The 19,378-nt window shown below is 39.5% G+C and carries 23 protein-coding genes and 1 tRNA gene; 20 read left to right on the plus strand and 4 right to left on the minus strand.

Going from position 1 to position 19,378, the window contains the following annotated elements:
- The first annotated feature begins 3 nt into the window (after window positions 1-3).
- From H4075_RS14630 to H4075_RS14645, 4 genes are all read left to right on the plus strand, one after another.
- Window positions 4-480, plus strand: coding sequence for a DUF1573 domain-containing protein (locus H4075_RS14630; RefSeq protein WP_182801575.1), 477 nt, complete (start codon window positions 4-6; stop codon window positions 478-480).
- A gap of 18 nt (window positions 481-498) precedes the next feature.
- On the plus strand, window positions 499-879 hold the full coding sequence (locus H4075_RS14635) for a DUF1573 domain-containing protein (protein ID WP_182801576.1): 381 nt from the start codon (window positions 499-501) through the stop codon (window positions 877-879).
- A 97-nt stretch (window positions 880-976) separates the two neighbouring features.
- Window positions 977-2,176 carry a pyridoxal phosphate-dependent aminotransferase gene (locus tag H4075_RS14640; RefSeq protein WP_182801577.1) on the plus strand — a complete coding sequence of 400 codons (1,200 nt, stop codon included), beginning with the start codon at window positions 977-979 and terminating at the stop codon, window positions 2,174-2,176.
- 45 nt (window positions 2,177-2,221) lie between these two features.
- Window positions 2,222-2,295: transfer RNA gene (locus tag H4075_RS14645), tRNA-Met, on the plus strand.
- Window positions 2,296-2,358: 63 nt separating this feature from the next.
- On the opposite strand, the gene H4075_RS14650 is transcribed toward H4075_RS14645, so the two are convergent.
- Window positions 2,359-3,123 carry an oxygenase MpaB family protein gene (locus tag H4075_RS14650; RefSeq protein ID WP_182801578.1) on the minus strand — a complete coding sequence of 255 codons (765 nt, stop codon included), beginning with the start codon at window positions 3,121-3,123 and terminating at the stop codon, window positions 2,359-2,361.
- A gap of 171 nt (window positions 3,124-3,294) precedes the next feature.
- Here H4075_RS14650 and H4075_RS14655 point away from each other — a divergent pair, with 171 nt between their 5' ends.
- Both H4075_RS14655 and H4075_RS14660 read left to right on the plus strand, forming a co-directional pair.
- Entirely contained in the window at window positions 3,295-3,588 is a 294-nt protein-coding gene (locus H4075_RS14655) for a hypothetical protein (RefSeq protein WP_182801579.1), read from the plus strand.
- Between the two features lie 30 nt (window positions 3,589-3,618).
- Complete coding sequence (locus H4075_RS14660; RefSeq protein WP_182801580.1) at window positions 3,619-3,897, plus strand: hypothetical protein; 279 nt, start codon at window positions 3,619-3,621, stop codon at window positions 3,895-3,897.
- A 35-nt stretch (window positions 3,898-3,932) separates the two neighbouring features.
- Here the strand turns inward: H4075_RS14660 and H4075_RS14665 are convergent, their stop codons facing one another.
- Window positions 3,933-4,685, minus strand: coding sequence for a sulfite exporter TauE/SafE family protein (locus H4075_RS14665; RefSeq protein WP_182801581.1), 753 nt, complete (start codon window positions 4,683-4,685; stop codon window positions 3,933-3,935).
- Window positions 4,686-4,860: 175 nt separating this feature from the next.
- Here H4075_RS14665 and H4075_RS14670 point away from each other — a divergent pair, with 175 nt between their 5' ends.
- Window positions 4,861-6,333 (plus strand): alkaline phosphatase PhoX, encoded by a 1,473-nt coding sequence (locus tag H4075_RS14670; RefSeq protein ID WP_182801582.1) that lies wholly within the window; start codon window positions 4,861-4,863, stop codon window positions 6,331-6,333.
- Window positions 6,334-6,408: 75 nt separating this feature from the next.
- A complete protein-coding gene (locus H4075_RS14675) occupies window positions 6,409-8,220 on the plus strand; it encodes a cytochrome-c peroxidase (protein WP_182801583.1) in 1,812 nt (603 codons plus the stop codon).
- A 3-nt stretch (window positions 8,221-8,223) separates the two neighbouring features.
- Here the strand turns inward: H4075_RS14675 and H4075_RS14680 are convergent, their stop codons facing one another.
- A complete protein-coding gene (locus H4075_RS14680; RefSeq protein WP_182801584.1) occupies window positions 8,224-8,394 on the minus strand; it encodes an LPXTG cell wall anchor domain-containing protein in 171 nt (56 codons plus the stop codon).
- Between the two features lie 277 nt (window positions 8,395-8,671).
- Between H4075_RS14680 and H4075_RS14685 the strand changes: the two genes are divergently transcribed.
- The 12 genes from H4075_RS14685 to H4075_RS14740 all read left to right on the plus strand — a co-directional run bounded on the left by H4075_RS14685 (window position 8,672) and on the right by H4075_RS14740 (window position 18,743).
- On the plus strand, window positions 8,672-8,971 hold the full coding sequence (locus H4075_RS14685) for a cytochrome c-type biogenesis protein (protein ID WP_182801585.1): 300 nt from the start codon (window positions 8,672-8,674) through the stop codon (window positions 8,969-8,971).
- A gap of 176 nt (window positions 8,972-9,147) precedes the next feature.
- Window positions 9,148-9,852 carry a hypothetical protein gene (locus H4075_RS14690; protein ID WP_182801586.1) on the plus strand — a complete coding sequence of 235 codons (705 nt, stop codon included), beginning with the start codon at window positions 9,148-9,150 and terminating at the stop codon, window positions 9,850-9,852.
- A gap of 1 nt (window position 9,853) precedes the next feature.
- Complete coding sequence (locus tag H4075_RS14695; RefSeq protein WP_182801587.1) at window positions 9,854-10,696, plus strand: MlaE family ABC transporter permease; 843 nt, start codon at window positions 9,854-9,856, stop codon at window positions 10,694-10,696.
- Complete coding sequence (locus H4075_RS14700; protein ID WP_182801588.1) at window positions 10,693-11,478, plus strand: ABC transporter ATP-binding protein; 786 nt, start codon at window positions 10,693-10,695, stop codon at window positions 11,476-11,478. Before H4075_RS14695 ends, H4075_RS14700 begins: the two co-directional genes overlap by 4 nt.
- Before the next feature lie 17 nt (window positions 11,479-11,495).
- Entirely contained in the window at window positions 11,496-12,236 is a 741-nt protein-coding gene (locus H4075_RS14705) for an MlaD family protein (protein ID WP_182801589.1), read from the plus strand.
- 171 nt (window positions 12,237-12,407) lie between these two features.
- Entirely contained in the window at window positions 12,408-12,857 is a 450-nt protein-coding gene (locus H4075_RS14710; protein WP_182801590.1) for a hypothetical protein, read from the plus strand.
- A 198-nt stretch (window positions 12,858-13,055) separates the two neighbouring features.
- Complete coding sequence (locus tag H4075_RS14715) at window positions 13,056-14,141, plus strand: glycoside hydrolase family 130 protein (protein WP_182801591.1); 1,086 nt, start codon at window positions 13,056-13,058, stop codon at window positions 14,139-14,141.
- Window positions 14,089-16,452, plus strand: coding sequence for a glycosyltransferase (locus H4075_RS14720; RefSeq protein WP_220494768.1), 2,364 nt, complete (start codon window positions 14,089-14,091; stop codon window positions 16,450-16,452). Before H4075_RS14715 ends, H4075_RS14720 begins: the two co-directional genes overlap by 53 nt.
- An 85-nt stretch (window positions 16,453-16,537) precedes the next feature.
- The gene (locus H4075_RS14725) at window positions 16,538-16,819 is read left to right on the plus strand and encodes a YtxH domain-containing protein (protein ID WP_182801592.1); all 282 of its coding nucleotides are present in this window, start codon (window positions 16,538-16,540) and stop codon (window positions 16,817-16,819) included.
- Window positions 16,820-16,892: 73 nt separating this feature from the next.
- Entirely contained in the window at window positions 16,893-17,246 is a 354-nt protein-coding gene (locus tag H4075_RS14730) for a phage holin family protein (RefSeq protein WP_182801593.1), read from the plus strand.
- Window positions 17,243-17,677 (plus strand): hypothetical protein, encoded by a 435-nt coding sequence (locus H4075_RS14735; protein WP_182801594.1) that lies wholly within the window; start codon window positions 17,243-17,245, stop codon window positions 17,675-17,677. Before H4075_RS14730 ends, H4075_RS14735 begins: the two co-directional genes overlap by 4 nt.
- Window positions 17,661-18,743, plus strand: a complete 1,083-nt coding sequence (locus H4075_RS14740) for an AI-2E family transporter (RefSeq protein ID WP_182801595.1) — start codon at window positions 17,661-17,663, stop codon at window positions 18,741-18,743. Before H4075_RS14735 ends, H4075_RS14740 begins: the two co-directional genes overlap by 17 nt.
- Before the next feature lie 199 nt (window positions 18,744-18,942).
- Here the strand turns inward: H4075_RS14740 and H4075_RS14745 are convergent, their stop codons facing one another.
- Entirely contained in the window at window positions 18,943-19,308 is a 366-nt protein-coding gene (locus H4075_RS14745; protein ID WP_182801596.1) for a cupin domain-containing protein, read from the minus strand.
- Between the last annotated feature and the right edge of the window lie 70 nt (window positions 19,309-19,378).

Below are 19,378 nucleotides of genomic sequence, written 5' to 3' on the forward strand. Positions count from 1 at the left end.
TTTATGAAAAAACATGTTATTACCCTTTGTGCCGGTTTACTGCTGGGCTTTGCAGGCATGGCTCAAAACCATGACGGGCACAACCACAGCACTGCCACAACCCCCACAACTCCTGCTCCAAAACCTGAAAGCATTAAACTTTCTGAAACAACATTTGATTTTGGAAAGATCCCGCAAGGAAAACCTGTAACACACATTTTCACGGTTGAAAATATTGGTAAAGATTCGTTGAAGATCGATAACGTGCAGGCATCCTGCGGATGTACAACTCCTGAATGGAGCCGTACAGCTGTAGCTGCCGGTGGCAAAACAACCATTAAAGTTGGTTACAATGCTGCTGCAGAGGGCGTGTTCGACAAAACCATCACCATTTATTATAACAACGGAGAAGTGAAAGTGATGAACATTAAAGGAACCGTTTGGAAAACTCCTGACCAATCGGCACCAACCAACCAGGCATTAAATATCTTTAAACAATAAAAACAAAATCAGCATACGATGAAACAGTTCATGATCGCCTTTGTAGCACTATTTGTTTTCACTGCAGTGAATGCACAAACAAAAAAGCCAGCTGACCTTGTAAAATTTACAAGTGAAACAGTTGACCTCGGTAAAGCCAAATTGAACAGTCCTGTAACAGCAACGTTTACATTTACCAATAACAGTAAAGAAGATGTGGTGATTGAAACAGTTACGCCGGGTTGCGGCTGCACAAAATCTGATTATACAAAAGAACCTATCAAACCGGGCAAAACGGGCACTATTACCGCCACTTACAATGCCGCCACACCGGGCAAATTCTCAAAGCAAGTAAGAGTAAAATTGCTGGGGATTGATCAGGAGCAGGTGCTTACCATCTTAGGTAATGTTGAACAATAAATAAACCATCTCCATTTATAATCAGCCTCCGGATTTTTCGGAGGCTTTTTTATTTCCAATACTAATAAATGTAAGTACCAACCCTATCTTTGCCCGCATGTTAGCAATCAGTAAACGTGGCGAACAAATGCCGCCCTCGCCCATTAGAAAATTAGTTCCCTTTGCAGAAGCTGCCAAAAAGAAAGGCATCAAAGTATTTCATTTGAATATTGGTCAGCCCGATATTGAGACACCTCCTGCTATTCTTGATGCGGTGCGCAATACAGATATTAAAGTACTCGAATACAGCCACAGCGCCGGTAACGAAAGCTATCGCCGTAAACTGGTGCAGTATTATAAAAAAGTGAGGATTGATGTGAGTTACGACCAGATCATGATCACAACCGGTGGTAGTGAAGCAATCATGTTTGGTTTTCTCACCTGTTTAAATCCAGGTGATGAGGTAATTGTTCCTGAACCGTTTTATGCGAACTATAATGGATTCGCCTGCGCTGCGGGTGTAACGGTTGTGCCCATTACTTCAACCATTGAAACGGGTTTTGCCCTGCCTCCTATTGAAGATTTTGAAAAAGTAATTACAGCAAAAACAAAAGCGATTATCATCTGCAGTCCAAACAACCCTACCGGTTATTTATACAGCAAAGAAGAGATGTATAAACTGAAAGAGCTTTGTTTGAAGTACAATCTCTATCTTTTTAGTGATGAAGCATACCGTGAATTTTGTTATGATGGTGACTATGTCAGCGCCTTGCATGTTGAAGGACTTGAGCAGCATGTGGTATTGATGGACACCATCAGTAAACGATACAGCGCCTGCGGAGCAAGGCTTGGCGCACTTGTTACAAAGAACAAAGCGGTGTATGATGCTGCCATGAAATTTGCACAGGCAAGATTGAGCCCTCCCGGCCTGGCACAGATCATGGGCGAAGCAGCGATTGATTTGCCTGAATCTTATTTTGAAGCGCCGAAAGCTGAATATCTCTCCCGCCGAAATCTATTAGTAAGGCGATTGAATGCAATGCAAGGCGTGGTTTGTCCCAACCCGGGCGGTGCTTTTTATGCCATGGCGAAATTACCGATAGATGACAGCGATAAATTCTGTCAATGGTTGCTTGAATCATTTTCTTACAAAGGACAAACGCTAATGCTGGCACCAGCAACAGGTTTTTATGGTACACCAGGACTTGGAAAACAGGAAGTAAGGCTGGCTTATGTGCTGAATTTAACAGCACTTGATCAGGCAATGGATTGTTTAGAAGAAGCCTTGAAAGTTTATCCGGGAAGAACCGAAAATTGATTTCAACAATTAGCTGTATTTCTCTATTTTTGCAGCCCCAAATAGGCCGGGGTAGCTCAGCTGGTTAGAGCATCGGATTCATAACCCGAAGGTCGGCAGTTCAAGTCTGCTCTCCGGTACTTAATATAAAAGTCCTGCTAATGCAGGACTTTTTATTTTAATAGAGTAGACGCTTGCGTTTTTTACCTTGCATACACATCCAGTTCATGTATCTGATCTTTATAATCAGCAGGAAGTAATATGCTTTTCAGCATCCAGTCCATCTTCATCAGCCTGCTGATCTTATATAAAGGCACAACGGGTGTAAGCAATGAGAAATCACGAAGCTGCAACAGCTCTTTCACTGTATCCGGCACTACAAGTTTTTGTCCTTCGATCAACACTTTAAACCGCATGCTGCCAAGATGCTTTTCATACTGCTTAAAAAGGTCAGCGGTGTATTCACTCTTTTTGAGGTCGGCTATTAAATGGGCTTTACGTACTGGTAGCCATTCAACATAATTAACCGGCAATTCTTTCAAGCCCATTCTTATACCCACACGATAAAACACATTATATACCTCTTCTTTTTCTTCATCGCTTAACTTTTCTTCAAGCAACTCATACGATGCAATGGAATAATGGATCAACATAAACAACACATCCCGGTAAGCCCATTCGGGAATTTTATAGCCACGACTTTGTTCTACAGCAGTATGAATGTGATGCATCATATCAATTGCCTTGTAAGCCTCATCCTCAAATGAAAAAATGATTTTTTTCGCATAGGAAACCGTTGAGAATAACCTTCCAAGCGGATCGGCAGGCAGCTTGCCCGTAAAGTAAAGCCAATCAACAGCTTTGTTAAGCGCAAACTCGGCTGAGGCGCCTGCAAAAATAAACAGCACGGTATCGCTTTTACCCCAGATCTTTCGCACAACTGAATGATGTTCAACAAACACTTTCATACACAACTTATTTCTGTTTAGTTAGCTATCAACTGCAGCCGTTCTTGCTTAACCGCAAGGGCCAGCTATCCTTAGGCGGAAAGAAAACTTTTCAAAAATCATTTGATTGATTCACAAATATACACTTACTTTGTATTTCAAAGTACTTTTAAAGTATTAAACCTTTTCTTTATGACCTACAAATTGAACATTGGGACTATTATCAGCTGGATCTTTGGCGTAATTGTTTTTGCTATCGGCATTGTGAATACATTTTGGGGAAACGATACTGCTTTCGGAATTTTTATTCTGCTTCTCTCGTTCGTTTACTTTCTACCGGCAAATGAACTACTTAAGAAGATCACAGGTTTTTCAATTCCAAAAATGGGATTAATAAAAATCGGTTTGGGTTTCTTTGTTATCTGGGCATCATTAGGTGTGGGAGAATTATTTGATAAAGTTGAACTCATGCTGAAAAGCTTCTAACCCACATTAGTGATTTTAAAAACAAACCTGATGCAAGGAAAAATTTCTTTACAAAATGTATTCAGCTGGTTTTTCGGCTTAGCTGTTCTAACCATAGGAATATTAAATCTGGTACTTATACATCCTGTTCCGGGCATAGTTGGCATATGTTTATCCTTGCTTTTCTTTCCACAGGTAAATGAACTATTGAAAAAATGGTTTGGTTTCGTCCTTCCTTTTGCAGTAAAAGTTTTTCTGGCACTCTTTATTTTCTGGTTCACCTTAGGTATCAGTGATCTCGGGGATGTGATTGATGGGTGGGCCCGTTAAAAAGGATGTAAAAACCGGATCGGCAAACCCATTTCTTATTTCTTCATCAACATCAACACCGAACCTGCCAAGGTTAACAGTAATACCATCTTCCGGTAATGCAGATCTCTTATTTTTTGTGTTAAACGAATACCCAGTAAGAATCCAAGAATCAACGCAGGCAATAATACAAGATCGGTTTGCAGTGTTTGTACATTTATGTTCTTCCAGTAAAAAACCTGGAAAGGAAGTTTAAATAAATTCATCACTAAAAATATCCATGCCGCCGTACCAATAAAATCATTTTTAGGTAAACGCATTGCAAGGAAATAAAGATTTGCAAATGCACCGGCAAGGTTACCGATCATGGTCGTAAAGCCCGCCGCCAATCCTGTACCCGTTGCGAATAATGGATGTTGTGGTACCGATGTTGATTTACGGAACTCCAACCATAACACAAGGACGATGGTAATAACAATGATCACAGCCATTATTTTTCGAAAAACAATCTCGTCCATATCTTTTCCTGAAAACACACCTAACAGAATTCCAATGATCATCCATGGAATTACTTTCCAGAAATGTTTCCATTGTGCATGGCGGTTGTAATACGATACGGCACCTATATCTGCAAAGCATAGCAACGGCAATACAATTCCTGTTGATGACTTACCGCCAAATGCAAGCGCCATGATGGTAACAGCCAACATGTCAACACCTTTCAATCCACCTTTCGCTAATCCAATTGCAAAAGCAGCCAGTAAAATAAATGCCCAGTATGAGAGGGAATACAATGAAAGAATTTCCATGAACTGTAAAGAAAAGAAAAATATTAATTAATGGCTGTTTTACGATGTTTCTTCTGAAAAAGCAAAACCTCAAACAAAACAATTCAGGTAACAATTTGCTAACCGCATATTCACCATTCCCTAACAATTTGGAAACACTGCCCCTCCATCTTAGCGGCAATAAAACTTTCCAATTATGCTCCGTTCATTATCACTGGCATCTGTTGCCGTTGCAGGATTTCTTTTTTCATCCTGCGACAAAAGCGAGAACAAAAAATTTTACAACAACAACATTGAATTCGCAAACAAATCAGTAAATCCGGCACTTGCATTTACAATGCCCGGTTTCAACAACGTAGGTATTTACACACTGCTTAGCAGTGAAGATGCATTACCCAATTCTCCTGGATTTGTTTATGGCGCACAGCCCGATGGAGCCGGGTTATTAAAAGATCCGAACAGTGATGGTTATGTACTCATCACCAATCATGAGATCATCAGATCAGTATCGAGAGTATTTCTCGACAAAACATTGAAGCCAACAAAAGGCGAATACATTGTTGATGCCATTGGTGGCGTGTGGCGTTTGTGTTCGGCAACAATGGCTACTCCGCAGGAACATGGCTTTGGTCCTTTATTTTTAACAGCAGGTGAAAGCGGACAGGAAAGTATGGTACATGGTATTCATCCCGGAAGTCTTGTTGGCGATAAAGCACGTCAGGATCGTGTACTGCCTGCGCTCGGCAAAGCAAGTATGGAAAATGCTGTGCCACTTACCAAAATTGCTTACCCAGGTAAAACAATAATCATGATTGGTGAAGACCAGAGTTATTCAAGCAATCACCTTAGTGCAGGCCAGTTGGCAATGTATATGAGCAATACTGTTGGTGATTTAAACAATGGAAGTTTTTTTACACTGAAACGCAAAGATGGCAACCAGGTTGAACTTGATATGACCATCGGTAATTCATATGAAGTTGAATTCGTAGAAATACCGAATGCAAAAAATATCAGTGGTGCAGAAATCAACACACAGGCAAATGCTTTAGGTGCAATCCGTTTCTCACGTGTTGAAGATGTTGACTACGGTAAAGGCAATCCTTCAAATAACCGTGATGTATATTTTGTTGCAACAGGTCAATCGCCGAATGGTGAAACAAACCAGGAAGGCTATACCATGTGGGGGCGTTTGTATCGTTTGAAAATGAATGCAGGTGACCCAACAAAAGGCACACTGGAAGTTTTAGTTGATGGCGACTTAACTCCAGGCACAGGAATTATTAATCCTGATAACGTTTGTGTTACAGAAAATTATGTTTACATACAGGAAGACGGAGATTCGTATTATCCTGCTGCTACGCATGATTCTTATGTTTGGCAATACAACATCAAGACAAAAGAAAACAAGCCGTTCCTGAACATGAATCACAAGAGAACAGACGCAGCATGGAACAGCAAATACAATACAACCAACAATAATCGTTTAGGTAGTTGGGAATGGGGTGCAATGTGGGATATCTCAGATATTATTGGTGTACCAGGGACATTCCTTGCAAACATTCATCCGCACACATGGCAGGATAATAAATTCTTTAATCCTGATGGCAGTGGATTGAACTTAAACCGTGAAGGTGGACAAACAGTTATTCTGCGCAACGTACCAAGATAATTATACCAAGGGAAACATCGGGAACTTCTGTTTATTCAGGAGTTCCTTTTCTTATTTTGACTAAGGCTTCACGACATGAAAACGAATTCAGCAGCATTTACACTTCTTATTATCAGCCTGTTTACATTATTCCAATTCTGCAACAAGCCCACTTCATCTTTGCATGATTTAAAAGCTGATGTTGTAAAAGAAATTGAACAGCTTCAATTGTTCATTAAAGACAGCTTGCAAACATCTGCTGCAAACAGCAACAGCAGTTCAGTGCTACAGGTGCAGTTTTCCAAAGCAAGATATTCCTACAAACAAATTGAATGGGCTGTGGAATATTTTATGCCCACTACTGCAAGGTTTGTAAACGGCCCGGCGCTGGATGAACTTGAGATCGAAGAGAATACTGCGTTTGAACCGGAAGGTTTCCAGGTGATGGAGGAATTGATCTACCCGGTATTTGATACCAGTAACCGTACAGAACTTATTCGTCAATGTAAAATTTTACAAAGTACTTGTGAGCGCATGAAAAAACATTTCAGCGCCATCAACTTTACAGAAGCCCAGGTAATCGATGCATTGCGGTTGCAAGTCCATCGTATTACTGGTTTAGGTATTACAGGTTTTGATAATCCGATAGCATTGAATGGCATTGAAGAAGCAGCGTGGAGTTTACAATCAATCGATCATTATTTACATCTGTTCCAACAATCAGTTGCACATAGTAGCGATAAAGAAACCACTACCCTACGCCAACAATTAAAAAACGCAATTGCTTTTTGTCAAGAACAAAATAATTTTGAAACATTTGATCGTGCTGTATTCATTACACAACACCTCAATCCCATTAGTATCGCCTTATACAATTTTCAGGTAGAGGCAAAGATCCCTTTCATTAACGACGGAAGACATTTCAGAAGTGATGCCCCTACCCTGTTTGCGACAAACGCTTTTGATGTAAATACGTTTATTCCTTCGCCTGAATACAAAAGCAACAACGACAAAGTAAAACTGGGCGAGCGTCTGTTTTATGATCCGGTTCTTTCGATCAATAACAAACGCAGTTGTGGCAGTTGTCACTCACCTGAAAAGGCATTTACTGATGGTCTTGTTACAAGCACATCGCTTAATGGAGGTTTTATTAAACGAAATGCTGCATCCCTAAATTATGCTTCTTTGCAACATGGTCAGTTTTGGGATATGCGTCGTCCGGATCTTGAATCGCAAACAGCCGATGTAATTGCCAACAAAGATGAAATGCATGGTTCACTAAACGATGCTGCTGTTAAATTACAGCAGCAGGTATCGTATAAAACCCTATTCAACAAAACGTTTCAATCAAACGACTCTATCAAAATATGGCAGATACAAAATGCACTGGCAAGTTATATCCGTTCACTGGCGGTATTTAACTCACGATTCGACAGGTATATGAATGGATATCGTTCGTCGCTTACAAAGGAAGAGGTTAGCGGCATGAACCTGTTTCTTGGCAAAGCCAAATGCGGCACTTGCCATTTTCTTCCGTTGTTTAATGGAACAGTTCCGCCATCTTTCAACAAAACAGAAAGCGAAGTACTGGGCACTCCCGCTGCTGATGGCATAAAACCTGATAATGACCACGGACGTTATGCACAACACCAAATGCCGCAGTTATTGCATTCATTTAAAACACCTACTGTGCGCAACATTGCACTAACTGCACCTTATATGCACAACGGCGTTTACAAAACACTGGAAGAAGTAATTGAATTCTATAACAAAGGCGGTGGGGCAGGTTTAGGTTTTACGGTGGATAATCAAACATTACCTCCCGATTCTTTAAACTTAACTGCTGAAGAAAAGAAAGCACTGATTGCCTTTATGCATAGCTTAACTGACGAAAAACACAAGCAGTAAACGCTACTTCGTTATTTCATCACTTACCGCATCACCTTCTTCATCTTTTGATTTGTGGTAATCTTCATTTACTAAATGCTCAAATTCTTCTTCATCTTTCATATTTCTACGAATCAGGAAAACAACTAATGCAATCAATAAAAGTCCAACTCCTATGATAACCGGCCAGTTCATAAAAAATCGTTTTCTTAAAGTTGAGAACTTTTCCGCAGGTTTTTATGAATTCTGTATTAAGTTTTTGCTACACCGGGATAAACGAAGGTCCTGAGTTACAGGCACAAACGGACAATTTCCTGTACCCTACCCGTTAAATGTGTGAATGATATAAGTTTTGATTAGAAGCCTGTAAGAGGCAATAATCAGATTTAAAGCACCTTTACCTGCCTGCACCAGGTTGGCATAATTTGTGTCAGCAATGGATTGTAGGTTTCACTTTTAAATTTAAAGGATCATGAAAACAGTAAAATACATTCTTGTAGCGTTTGTGCTCTTTCTTGCAGCACCGGCCTTTGCTAACATTGTTTCCGATTCTTCTGTACGTGTTGAAACCGAAGCACGTGTTAAACAATTAACGCAACGCCTTGCTGAAGTTAAAGCCATCGACAGATCTACTTTGACCAGTGACGAGAAAAAAGCATTACGTCAGGAAAAAAAGGAACTTAAAAAAGAAATGAAAGTAATCAGCGGCGGTGTTTACGTATCCGTTGGTGCACTTATTCTGATCCTTATTCTGCTCATTATCCTCCTTTAGAAAGACCGCTCCGATCTACTTCGTACCGATAAAAATTATACCTGTCCCGCTGCATTGGTTTGCATGGAATGGTAAACGTATGCTGTTGCCATAACATCGTAAACAACAATATTCACTTTGCATTTTCAGCAAAGGGGAAAGCCATTGCTTTCCCCCTCATTTACATTATTTATTACATGAAACGTTTTACTAAGGATCGCATCTCTACTTTTTTACAGGTATTACTTGTTATTTTTCTTTTTGGCTATTCAGCCGTAAAAGGCAATCCTGAATCAAAAGAAAATACAATTACAAATTCCACTGCATCTTTTACGGGTGATGTTGCATTAACCGCACAAATGCTTGATTTGTGGGAGCAACATGTTGCCTGGAACAGGAATGTGATGCTGTGCATTGTTGACGAATTACCGGGGACAGCACTTGCCATTGAACGCTTGCAACAAAATAAAATTGAAATAGGTAATTCCATCAAGCCATTTTATGGTAATGAAGCAGGCGATGAATTAACTGAACTGTTGCAGGCACACGTAAGCATTTCAGTGGAAGTAATGAAGTTTGCCAAAGAACAAAAACACACCGAACTGCAGGAAGCAAATAACCGCTGGTATGCAAATGCTGATGCTATTGCTTCATTTCTTGCCGATATCAACAGCTACTGGGCAACTGATAAAATACAACTGATCATTAAAGATCAGTTACGCTTTACAACAACACAGGCTGTATGCCGCATCAATAAAGACTACCCTGCCGATATTATTGCTTATGACAAGGCCCATGCCGACGTTTTACAGATGGCTGAAATTTTTGCCGATGGTATTGCCAATCAGTTTCCTGAAAAAATTAATCCTGTTGCTGATGTGTTTATGATCAATAATAATTAATATGGCTATACTAAAAGCTGCAGGCAAATTAAAAACAATCGCCAGCAGACAAACCGTTCTTGTTAGTGAAAAAGCGATTGCAAATACAAAAGATGCGGGTAACTTCTTAACAGACATTGCCGATATTTTTTTATTTGTAGGACGCATCATCAAAGAAACATTCAGCGGTGGTTTTGAATTCAGAGAATTTCTACGGCAATGTTTCCAGATAGGTTACAAATCATTACCGCTGATCTCTATTACTGGAGCCATTATGGGTCTTGTATTAACGATACAATCAAGACCGGTGTTGGCCGATTTTGGTGCGGTTACCATGTTGCCCAGCATGGTAAGTCTTTCACTCATCAGGGAAATGGGGCCGGTTATTACAGCACTTATCTGCGCAGGTAAAATTGGCTCGGGCATGGGTGCTGAACTTGGTTCAATGAAAGTAACCGAGCAAATAGATGCGATGGAAGTATCATCCATCAACCCGGTTAAATACTTATTAGTGACAAGAGTGTTAGCAGCAACCATCATGATTCCTTTGCTTACAATTTATGCAGATGCATGTGGTATTGCAGGCAGTTGGGCCGGTGCTAATATTAAAGGTGATGTTTCACTTGTTTTATTTTTTTCGCAGGCATTTGCACCGGTTGATATGATCGATGTACTTCCTGCCGTGATCAAAACTTTTTTCTTTGGTGCAGTTATTGGATTGGTTGGTTGCTATAAAGGATACAATGCCGGAAGCGGCACACAAAGTGTGGGTGTTGCAGCTACCTCGGCTGTAGTAATGGCATCATTACTGGTGTTTATTGTAGATATGATTGCCGTACAAATAACTGATCTTATTATCTCATGAGCAACGTAACAGAACAGGATATAACAAATACACTACCGAAAACAACAGTTGAAAATCCGGTTATTGATATCAGGCAGTTGAAAAAATCATTCGGCAGCCAGGAGATATTAAAAGATATAACACTTCAACTTGGTTCGGGTGAAAACCTGGTGGTGATGGGCAAGTCTGGTTCCGGAAAATCGGTCTTAATAAAATGTCTGGTGGGATTGCTGACGCCTGACAGCGGAAGCATTACCATCCTTGAACAGGATGTTACCGGCTTACAACGAAAAGAATTAAATCAACTGCGGCAAAAGATTGGCTTTCTTTTTCAAAGTGGTGCGTTGTATGATTCAATGACGGTGAAACAGAATATTGAATTTCCCTTACGTCGGATAAAAAAAGGTTTAACGGAAAAAGAGATCACTGAAAAAGTGCAGGAAGTGTTGGAGAATGTGGACCTGGTAGATGCACTGAATAAAATGCCATCAGCACTTTCCGGTGGTATGCGCAAACGCATCAGTCTTGCAAGAACGATTGTGGTTGATCCGTTGATCATGTTGTATGATGAACCAACCACCGGACTTGATCCGGTTACATCTGATGAGATCAGTGCCCTCATCATGGATGTGCAGAAAAAATATAAAACATCTTCTATCATCATCACACATGATATTAAATGCGCTTTACATACTGCCAATCGCATGATCATGTTGAAAGATGGTACTGTTTTCAAAGAAGGAAAGCCTGAAGAGTTTAAACAATCAACGGATGAATACATTCAATCATTTTCTTTTCAATAAGAGAAATATAATTAACTATGGACACAACATCAAAATCATATAAAATAAAGCTGGGGCTTTTTATCATAGGCGGCCTTGTATTATTTGCAGCCGTACTTTTTATTATCGGTAAAAAGAATAATCTTTTCACGCCTGTCTTTACTATATCTGCTGCTTTTAATAATGTAAGTGGCTTGCAGGTGGGTAACAATATCCGCTTCTCAGGCATTACAATTGGCACGGTTGATGATATTGTGATCATTAACGACTCAACGGTAAAGGTTACGATGGTGATTAAAAACAGCGTAAAGAAATTTATTAAAGCGGATAGTAAAGCCATCATTGCCTCCGATGGCATTATTGGAGACAAGCTGGTAATTATTTCGCAGGGAAGTGGTGAATCGCCGATTGTAAAAGAAGGACAGCTACTTGAATCAGAAGAACCGGTAGAAACAGCAGAGATCATGGCCAGTTTACAGATAACCGCTGCCAATGCAGAAGTTATTACTGAACAGCTTGCAGAAGTAATGATTAAAGTAAATAGCGGCAATGGTACTTTAGGTCGCTTGATACAGGATCCAACAATTGCCAATAACCTGAGCCAAACCATGCAGAATATGAAAACAAGCAGCCAGGGGTTAACAGAGAATATGGAAGCTGCAAAAGAAAACTTTCTGCTGAAAGGATATTTCAACAGAAAGAAAAAAGCAGCAGCAAAAAAAGCGGCTGATAAAAAAGCTGCCGAGCTGAAAGCAGCAGAAGAAAAAAAGAAAGGATAAGTAAGTGCTGCTGTATTAATGTGTGAATCTTACAATACTATCATCAAATGATGTAAGAGAAAGCAGTAAAATAAAATCACTTTTGCATACAGCAATTTACAGGATCAATCAGAAATTACCTCTAACAGCTTCAAGAGAATTAATCAGTTTATTCATCAAAAAACAATCATAATGAAAAAGTTCGTTTATTTATTTTCAGCTATAACCTTAGTTACGGGTTTATCAATGGCGAGTTGTAACAACAGCACAGAAGATGGTACTACAGAAAATGACACAAAGAAAGATACAGTTGTTATCGAAGAAAAAAATGACGTTGTAACGATAAAAGTGGCAACTTCAGAAGAATGGGCTGCTTTCAAAGCAGATGCAGAAGCAAAAATTGAAGCGAACGAAAAACGTATTGCGGAAATAAAGGTTAACATGAAGAAGCCCGGAAAATTATTCGATAAAATGCGTGCTGAACGTATTGAAGCGCTTGAGCAACGTAACAGAGATCTTCGTTTGAAAATCACTGCTTACGAAACAAACAAAACAGATTGGGAGAAATTTAAAGAAGAGTTCAATCATGATGTTGATGAACTTGGTAAAGCGATCGGCGATATTTTTACTGATAATAAATAATCAGGTCTGGTAATTGAAAATAAAAAGCGGGAGAATTCTCCCGCTTTTTTGTGCACTTCACTCAATATAACCCGTATATGTGTGAATCATATAATGATTTGGCGCAAGCATATAACTAATCATTGTTACCCGTTCTTCAACTTTACATGAAGGAGAATTTGGTTGCATCGCTTAACCTGCAGCCAATCTTACACAATTATGCTGGCAGTAAAAAAAGAAGGCATCTTATTACAAAAAACACAGCTGGGTTTTGAATGTGAAGGTGTATTGAACCCCGCTGTTATCAGTTACAACAATTCCATTCATATTTTCTACCGGGCAGTGGCGAAAGGAAATTATTCAAGCATTGGTTATTGCAAACTCAGCGGCCCCTTACAAATAGAACAACGGTTTGATACGCCGGTACTTTTCCCACAATTCGATTATGAAGTACATGGCGTGGAAGATCCCCGTATCGTTAAGATCGATGACTTATTTTATCTCACTTATACAGCCTATGATGGGTCTAATGCTTTAGGCGCCCTTGCTGTTTCAACCGATCTTATCAACTGGGAAAAGAAAGGAATCATTACCCCACAAATTACGTATGATGCATTCCGGCACCTGGCGGAATCAAAAGGTAAGATCAACAAAAAATATTTACGCTTTAACGAAGATTTCCGTTTACGTGCACAACAGGATAATAAAATGCTGATGTGGGATAAGAATGTCATTTTCTTTCCACGACGCATCAACGGCATGTTGCATTTCCTGCACCGTATACGACCTGATATACAATTAACCGCTGTTAATGAGCTTACTGATCTTACACCTGAATTCTGGCAAAACTATTTTCTGCATCTTGATGATAATATTATACTGGCTCCAAAACATAAACATGAAGTAAGCTATATCGGTGGCGGATGTCCGCCCATTGAAACAGCAGAAGGCTGGTTGTTGATTTATCATGGTGTGCATGATACAGTGAAAGGTTATGTGTATTGCGCCTGCGCTGCCTTGCTCGATCTCAATAATCCTTTTATTGAAATTGCACGACTTCCCTACGCATTGTTTAAACCAGAACTGGAATGGGAACTGAAAGGTGAAGTGAACAATGTTTGTTTCCCTACCGGCGCTATTGTTGAAAATGACACACTCTATATTTATTATGGTGCGGCTGATGAGCATATTGCCTGCGCCAGCTTAAGTATTTCTGCTTTGCTCACTGAGTTATTACTTAACCGAAAGAAAGATGAAACAACAAATGAAGGACCTCATTCACATCCCCTCCCCAACCTCGTTTAAGCAATTAACATCATGGGGAAATGATCTGCAATTTATGAGTGGCACTAAACAGGTGCCGGAAATTTTACTCATCACTTCCTACCCACCCCGTGAATGTGGCATTGCTACTTACTCACAGGATCTTATTAAAGCACTGGTGAATAAATTTGACGACTCGTTCAACTTCAGTATTTGTGCACTTGAATCAAACACCGAAACACCTGCTTATACAGAACCTGTTAAATATATCTTGAATACAGATGATGCTGATGCTTTTCTACGATTGGGTGAAAGCATTGAAGCAGATACGGCTGTAAAAATGATATTGATACAACACGAATTTGGTTTTTTCCAACAGCAGGAAGCTGCCTTCCTTCGTTTTTTACAATCACTTCACAAACCATTTGCCATTGTTTTTCATACTGTATTGCCTTTGCCGGGTAAAGAGCTGCTACAGCAGGTACAACGGATCAGTGAGCTTGCAGCATCGGTGATTGTGATGACCAAATCATCGAAAAAAATTCTGTTGAGTGATTATCATCTTTCGTTGAAAAAAATTACGGTGATACCACACGGCACGCATCTTGTGCCACATGAACATAAATCAACACTTAAACAAAAATATCATTTAACCGGCCGCACCATTCTTTCCACCTTTGGCTTATTGAGTTCCGGAAAAAATATTGAAACAACATTGCGAGCCTTACCAAACATTGTACAACAACATCCAACTGTATTGTTTCTGATTATTGGCAAAACACATCCATCCATTGTAAAAAGGGATGGCGAAGCTTACAGGCAACTGTTGCAATCAATGGTACAGGAATTAAAACTGGAAGATCATGTGCAGTTTATCAACTCCTTTCTTCCTTTGCCGATATTGCTTGAATACCTGCAGCTCACTGATATTTATCTTTTCACATCAAAGGACCGTAACCAGGCTGTAAGCGGAACGTTTTCTTACGCTATCAGTTGTGGTTGCCCCGTTATCTCAACGCCTATTCCGCATGCGAGGGAAGTATTAAAACATGATGCAGGTATCATTATCGATTTTGAACAACCGGATCAATTAGCCAAAGAAGCAAACAGTTTGCTGGATAATGAAACACTACGGAATACGATTGGCTCAAATGGCTTACACCGTATGGCTTCTACTGCCTGGGAAAACGCAGCCATTGCACATGCATTGCTGTTTAAAAAACTGGTTGATGATCATGTGCCGCTTTGTTATGTTGCGCCGCCTGTTCATCTTGGTCATGTAAAAAAGATGACGACTGATTTTGGTATGATCCAGTTTTCAAAGATCAATCATCCGGATCTTGAATCAGGTTATACCGTTGATGATAATGCACGGGCATTAATTTCCATGTGCCAGCATTTTGAGTTGACTAGAGATAAGGCTGACATCCCATACATAACCACCTATCTCCGCTTTATTGGTTTTTGTCAGCAAGACGATGGAAGTTTTCTCAACTATGTAAATACAGAAAAAAAATTCACTGCCCAGAACTACGAAACAAATCTTGATGATGCCAATGGAAGATCGATCTGGGCATTGGGCTATTTAATTTCGTTACGTCCTTTGTTGCCGGTACAACTTACCAGTATGGCAAACCATATTTTTCAGAAAGCCATACCCTATCTGCGCACTTTACATTCAAGCCGGGCAATGGCATTTATCATTAAAGGGTTGTATTACCGTCATTTAAAAATAAAACTCCCCGAAAACAGTTTGTTCATTACCGAAATGGCGAGCAGGTTGTTGCAGATGTACAGGCACGAGCAGGAAGAGGAATGGTGTTGGTATGAAAGTTATCTCACGTATGCCAATAGTGTTTTACCTGAAGCAATGCTCTGCGCATGGATGGCAACCGGTAATGATGCATATAAAGAAACAGCAGTTCGCTCCTTTGATTTTTTACTGGGCAAACTGTTTGGTAAAGAAAAGATCAGAGTCATATCTAATCAAACATGGATGCACAAAGGAAAAGAAGTGTTATTGCAGAAGAACGGTGGCGAACAACCCATTGATGTTGCTTATACGATTCTTGCTTTAAGTAAGTTCTATGAAGTGTTCAAGAAACAAGGTTACAGAGATAAAATTGACATTGCCTTTAACTGGTTCCTGGGAGCAAATCATTTACAACAGGTCATTTACAATCCTTGTACAGGCGGTTGTTATGATGGTGTGGAAGAACATTCGGTAAACCTGAACCAGGGTGCTGAATCAACTGTAAGTTACCTGATGGCCCGCTTAACCATTGAAAAATTACAGCGAAACATACTTCGGATGCAATTACAGAAAAGACATCTTATGCCTTACAACCTGTGAATGATACAATAAAATGGATAAATGATGTAAGAAAGCCCACTGCAAACTGAACGACCTTTATTCACACTAATAAAACAAAAATCATATGAGTGCAGGAAAAATTGTATCGGCCGTTTTGGCTGGTGTAGCAGTAGGTGCGGCATTAGGTATTTTATTTGCTCCCGATAAAGGATCTGTAACAAGAAGAACGATTGCCCGCAGAAGTAAAGATTTTACGGATGAAATTGGAGATAAAGCCAACGAATTTATTGACAGTATTACTGAAAAATTTGAATCGGCTAAAGATGAAGCAATCCGCTTAGCTGAAAACGGAAAACATAAAGCTGAACAATTGCACGCCACTCTTCAGCCAAAGCAAAATTCGTAATTACAAACGCATAAACAGGAAAGCGTTAATGGTTGTGCATAAGTGCATTACCTGAAATATGAAATTTCATACAATGGAACAAACAGAAGGCATCGTAAAAGTATTGCTTACCCAGGTAGAGGAATATGGTAAAACAAGTTTTGAACTTGCAAGGCTCAAAGCTGTGCAAAAACTTATTCCTGCAGCAACTGCTTTTACCGGCAATCTGTTTGTATTGCTAACGCTTTCTCTGTTTATATTACTACTCAACATCGGTATTTCGATGTGGTTGGGCGATCTGCTCGGCAAACCATATTTTGGTTTTATGACTGTTGCAGGGTTCTATTTACTTATTGGAATAATCCTGTATTTCACAGCAGCCAAATGGTTACGCAAACCGGTAAGTCGTTTTATCATTAAGCAAACACTCAACCAGGATAAATCATGAGCGTCATTTTAACTGAAGCAGATCTTGCAGATGCTATTGAACTGGCTGAACAGAAGCACAAAAAGGATGGCGTGCTGCTGGTAGAAGAATTTAACCAGGCATTACTTAGTCTGAAACCGGTGAACGTACTGAAAAATATTTTTACAGAGATCACTACATCCGGTGAGTTGAAAGATAATCTTGTAAACACATCAGCAGGTGTGGCTGCAGGTTATGCTGCTAAAATGCTTGTTGCAGGGAAATCTGCAGGCCTTGTAAGAAATATTGCGGGCAATGCGCTGCAGTTTGGTATCAGTAATGTTGTATCAAGAAACCCCGAAACAATCAAACTGATCGGCAACACGTTGTTGTTGTTTGGCAAGCAGCTCTTCAGGAAAAAACAAGCGCCGGACCTGCTTAACCACCAACTGAATAATGAATCAGTTTCTTAAACTACCTTTCTATGTAAAAGCATTTGTTTTACTTACAGGAGTATATGTGCTTGTAAGTATTCTTTCTATTGCAGGCAGTCTCATTGTTCCTATTCTCTTTGCAGGCATCATTGCAGTATTGCTGAGCCCTGCTGTTCGTTTTCTTGTAAAACGGCGCATAAACCGTGCAGTTGCCATTGCGATTATTCTGTTTATTGTATTACTTCTTTTTGCTGCACTCATGTTACTGCTTTCAACACAGTTAACAAATTTAAACGATGCACTTCCCCAACTAAGTGATAAGTTCAATGAATTTTCTGACAGTGCCATTAACTGGGTATCTGCTACATTCAATATTGAAAAAGAAAAGATCACGAACCGAATAGAGCAATCAAAAGTGGAACTACTTGACGGAAGTAATGCAGCGATTGGTTTTACCCTTACGAATATGGGTAATGGATTAGCAATGATCTTTCTGATACCTGTGTACACATTTATGATCCTCTTCTATCAGCCACATTTACTGCAATTCATTCGCCGAGCTACAGGCAACGCAAATCAGGAACAAACAACTGAACTGCTGGGCGAAACAAAAACCATCATTCAACATTACCTCGTAGGACTTTTCTTTGAGTTTCTTATTGTTGCTGCATTAAATATCATGGGCCTGTTTGCATTAGGCATTAACTATGCATTACTGTTGGGCATTGCAGGAGCTTTGCTTAACATCATCCCCTATATCGGCGGTTTAATTGCATTGATTTTATTCATGATCATTGCATTGGTAACAAAAGAACCGGTGTATGTAATTTATGTGGCCGTATTATACAGCATCATTCAGTTCGTGGATAATAACTTTATTGTTCCAAGAATAATTGGCGCCAAAGTAAAGCTGAATGCGCTGGTATCATTAATAGGTGTTATTGCAGGCGCTGCGCTGTGGGGTATCTCAGGCATGTTTCTTTCTATTCCTGTAATTGCTATACTAAAACTTGTGTGCGACCGTATTGAATCATTAAAACCATTTGGTTTTCTGTTGGGCGAGATCAAAACTGTAAAAACAGTTCAGCGAAAAATAAAAAAATAGCAATTTTCCAACTATTTATAAAAACATATCAAAAATATTGATAACCTGGATTGATGATTACAGGTTATTCAATAAGAATCCCCTTATAAAAGGGGATTCTTATTGAATTTACTTATGGAAGTTTAATGCCAGCAACCATCTTATTAAGTGAAACTTATTGTTTGCTAACCTTAATTTTTCTGTTTAAAAAGAACTTTACTTATTCGTATCCACTTTTAATAATCGTAAGTATCATTTTAAATCGTCCATTGGGTCGAATAAAATTGGGCAAATGAGCAGGAATAATAATACCCTCTCCCGATTGCAGCAAATTGGAAACACTATTTATTACAATCTCAGCTTTGCCCTCTATGATCTGTGCAAAGGTATCAAAGGGCGAGGTTTTTTCAGTTAAACCCTCGCCGCTATCGAACGACATTACACTGATATTACCCGTAGACTTTCTTAATATTGTCTTGATCACAACCGAATTGGGTATGTACTCAATGATCTCTACAATAATATGCGCAGTTGATTTTTCAAGTTCGCCCGTATCAACCTGGCTGTTTTCCTGACTATTATCCATCTGTTTTTCTTTTGATTGGTTATACCTTAATGTGATTTATTACAATTAGCAGTTAATGTAAAGTTCCAAC

The organism is Lacibacter sediminis (assembly GCF_014168535.1).
Classification (GTDB): Bacteria; Bacteroidota; Bacteroidia; order Chitinophagales; family Chitinophagaceae; genus Lacibacter; species Lacibacter sediminis.

Bases quoted from the DNA above. Each gene is read 5' to 3' on its own strand.
- H4075_RS14630 (WP_182801575.1), top strand. From the start codon at position 4: ATGAAAAAACATGTTATTACCCTTTGTGCCGGTTTACTGCTGGGCTTT.
- H4075_RS14635 (WP_182801576.1), top strand. From the start codon at position 499: ATGAAACAGTTCATGATCGCCTTTGTAGCACTATTTGTTTTCACTGCA.
- H4075_RS14640 (WP_182801577.1), top strand. From the start codon at position 977: ATGTTAGCAATCAGTAAACGTGGCGAACAAATGCCGCCCTCGCCCATT.
- H4075_RS14650 (WP_182801578.1), bottom strand. From the start codon at position 3,123: ATGAAAGTGTTTGTTGAACATCATTCAGTTGTGCGAAAGATCTGGGGT.
- H4075_RS14655 (WP_182801579.1), top strand. From the start codon at position 3,295: ATGACCTACAAATTGAACATTGGGACTATTATCAGCTGGATCTTTGGC.
- H4075_RS14660 (WP_182801580.1), top strand. From the start codon at position 3,619: ATGCAAGGAAAAATTTCTTTACAAAATGTATTCAGCTGGTTTTTCGGC.
- H4075_RS14665 (WP_182801581.1), bottom strand. From the start codon at position 4,685: ATGGAAATTCTTTCATTGTATTCCCTCTCATACTGGGCATTTATTTTA.
- H4075_RS14670 (WP_182801582.1), top strand. From the start codon at position 4,861: ATGCTCCGTTCATTATCACTGGCATCTGTTGCCGTTGCAGGATTTCTT.
- H4075_RS14675 (WP_182801583.1), top strand. From the start codon at position 6,409: ATGAAAACGAATTCAGCAGCATTTACACTTCTTATTATCAGCCTGTTT.
- H4075_RS14680 (WP_182801584.1), bottom strand. From the start codon at position 8,394: ATGAACTGGCCGGTTATCATAGGAGTTGGACTTTTATTGATTGCATTA.
- H4075_RS14685 (WP_182801585.1), top strand. From the start codon at position 8,672: ATGAAAACAGTAAAATACATTCTTGTAGCGTTTGTGCTCTTTCTTGCA.
- H4075_RS14690 (WP_182801586.1), top strand. From the start codon at position 9,148: ATGAAACGTTTTACTAAGGATCGCATCTCTACTTTTTTACAGGTATTA.
- H4075_RS14695 (WP_182801587.1), top strand. From the start codon at position 9,854: ATGGCTATACTAAAAGCTGCAGGCAAATTAAAAACAATCGCCAGCAGA.
- H4075_RS14700 (WP_182801588.1), top strand. From the start codon at position 10,693: ATGAGCAACGTAACAGAACAGGATATAACAAATACACTACCGAAAACA.
- H4075_RS14705 (WP_182801589.1), top strand. From the start codon at position 11,496: ATGGACACAACATCAAAATCATATAAAATAAAGCTGGGGCTTTTTATC.
- H4075_RS14710 (WP_182801590.1), top strand. From the start codon at position 12,408: ATGAAAAAGTTCGTTTATTTATTTTCAGCTATAACCTTAGTTACGGGT.
- H4075_RS14715 (WP_182801591.1), top strand. From the start codon at position 13,056: ATGCTGGCAGTAAAAAAAGAAGGCATCTTATTACAAAAAACACAGCTG.
- H4075_RS14720 (WP_220494768.1), top strand. From the start codon at position 14,089: ATGAAACAACAAATGAAGGACCTCATTCACATCCCCTCCCCAACCTCG.
- H4075_RS14725 (WP_182801592.1), top strand. From the start codon at position 16,538: ATGAGTGCAGGAAAAATTGTATCGGCCGTTTTGGCTGGTGTAGCAGTA.
- H4075_RS14730 (WP_182801593.1), top strand. From the start codon at position 16,893: ATGGAACAAACAGAAGGCATCGTAAAAGTATTGCTTACCCAGGTAGAG.
- H4075_RS14735 (WP_182801594.1), top strand. From the start codon at position 17,243: ATGAGCGTCATTTTAACTGAAGCAGATCTTGCAGATGCTATTGAACTG.
- H4075_RS14740 (WP_182801595.1), top strand. From the start codon at position 17,661: ATGAATCAGTTTCTTAAACTACCTTTCTATGTAAAAGCATTTGTTTTA.
- H4075_RS14745 (WP_182801596.1), bottom strand. From the start codon at position 19,308: ATGGATAATAGTCAGGAAAACAGCCAGGTTGATACGGGCGAACTTGAA.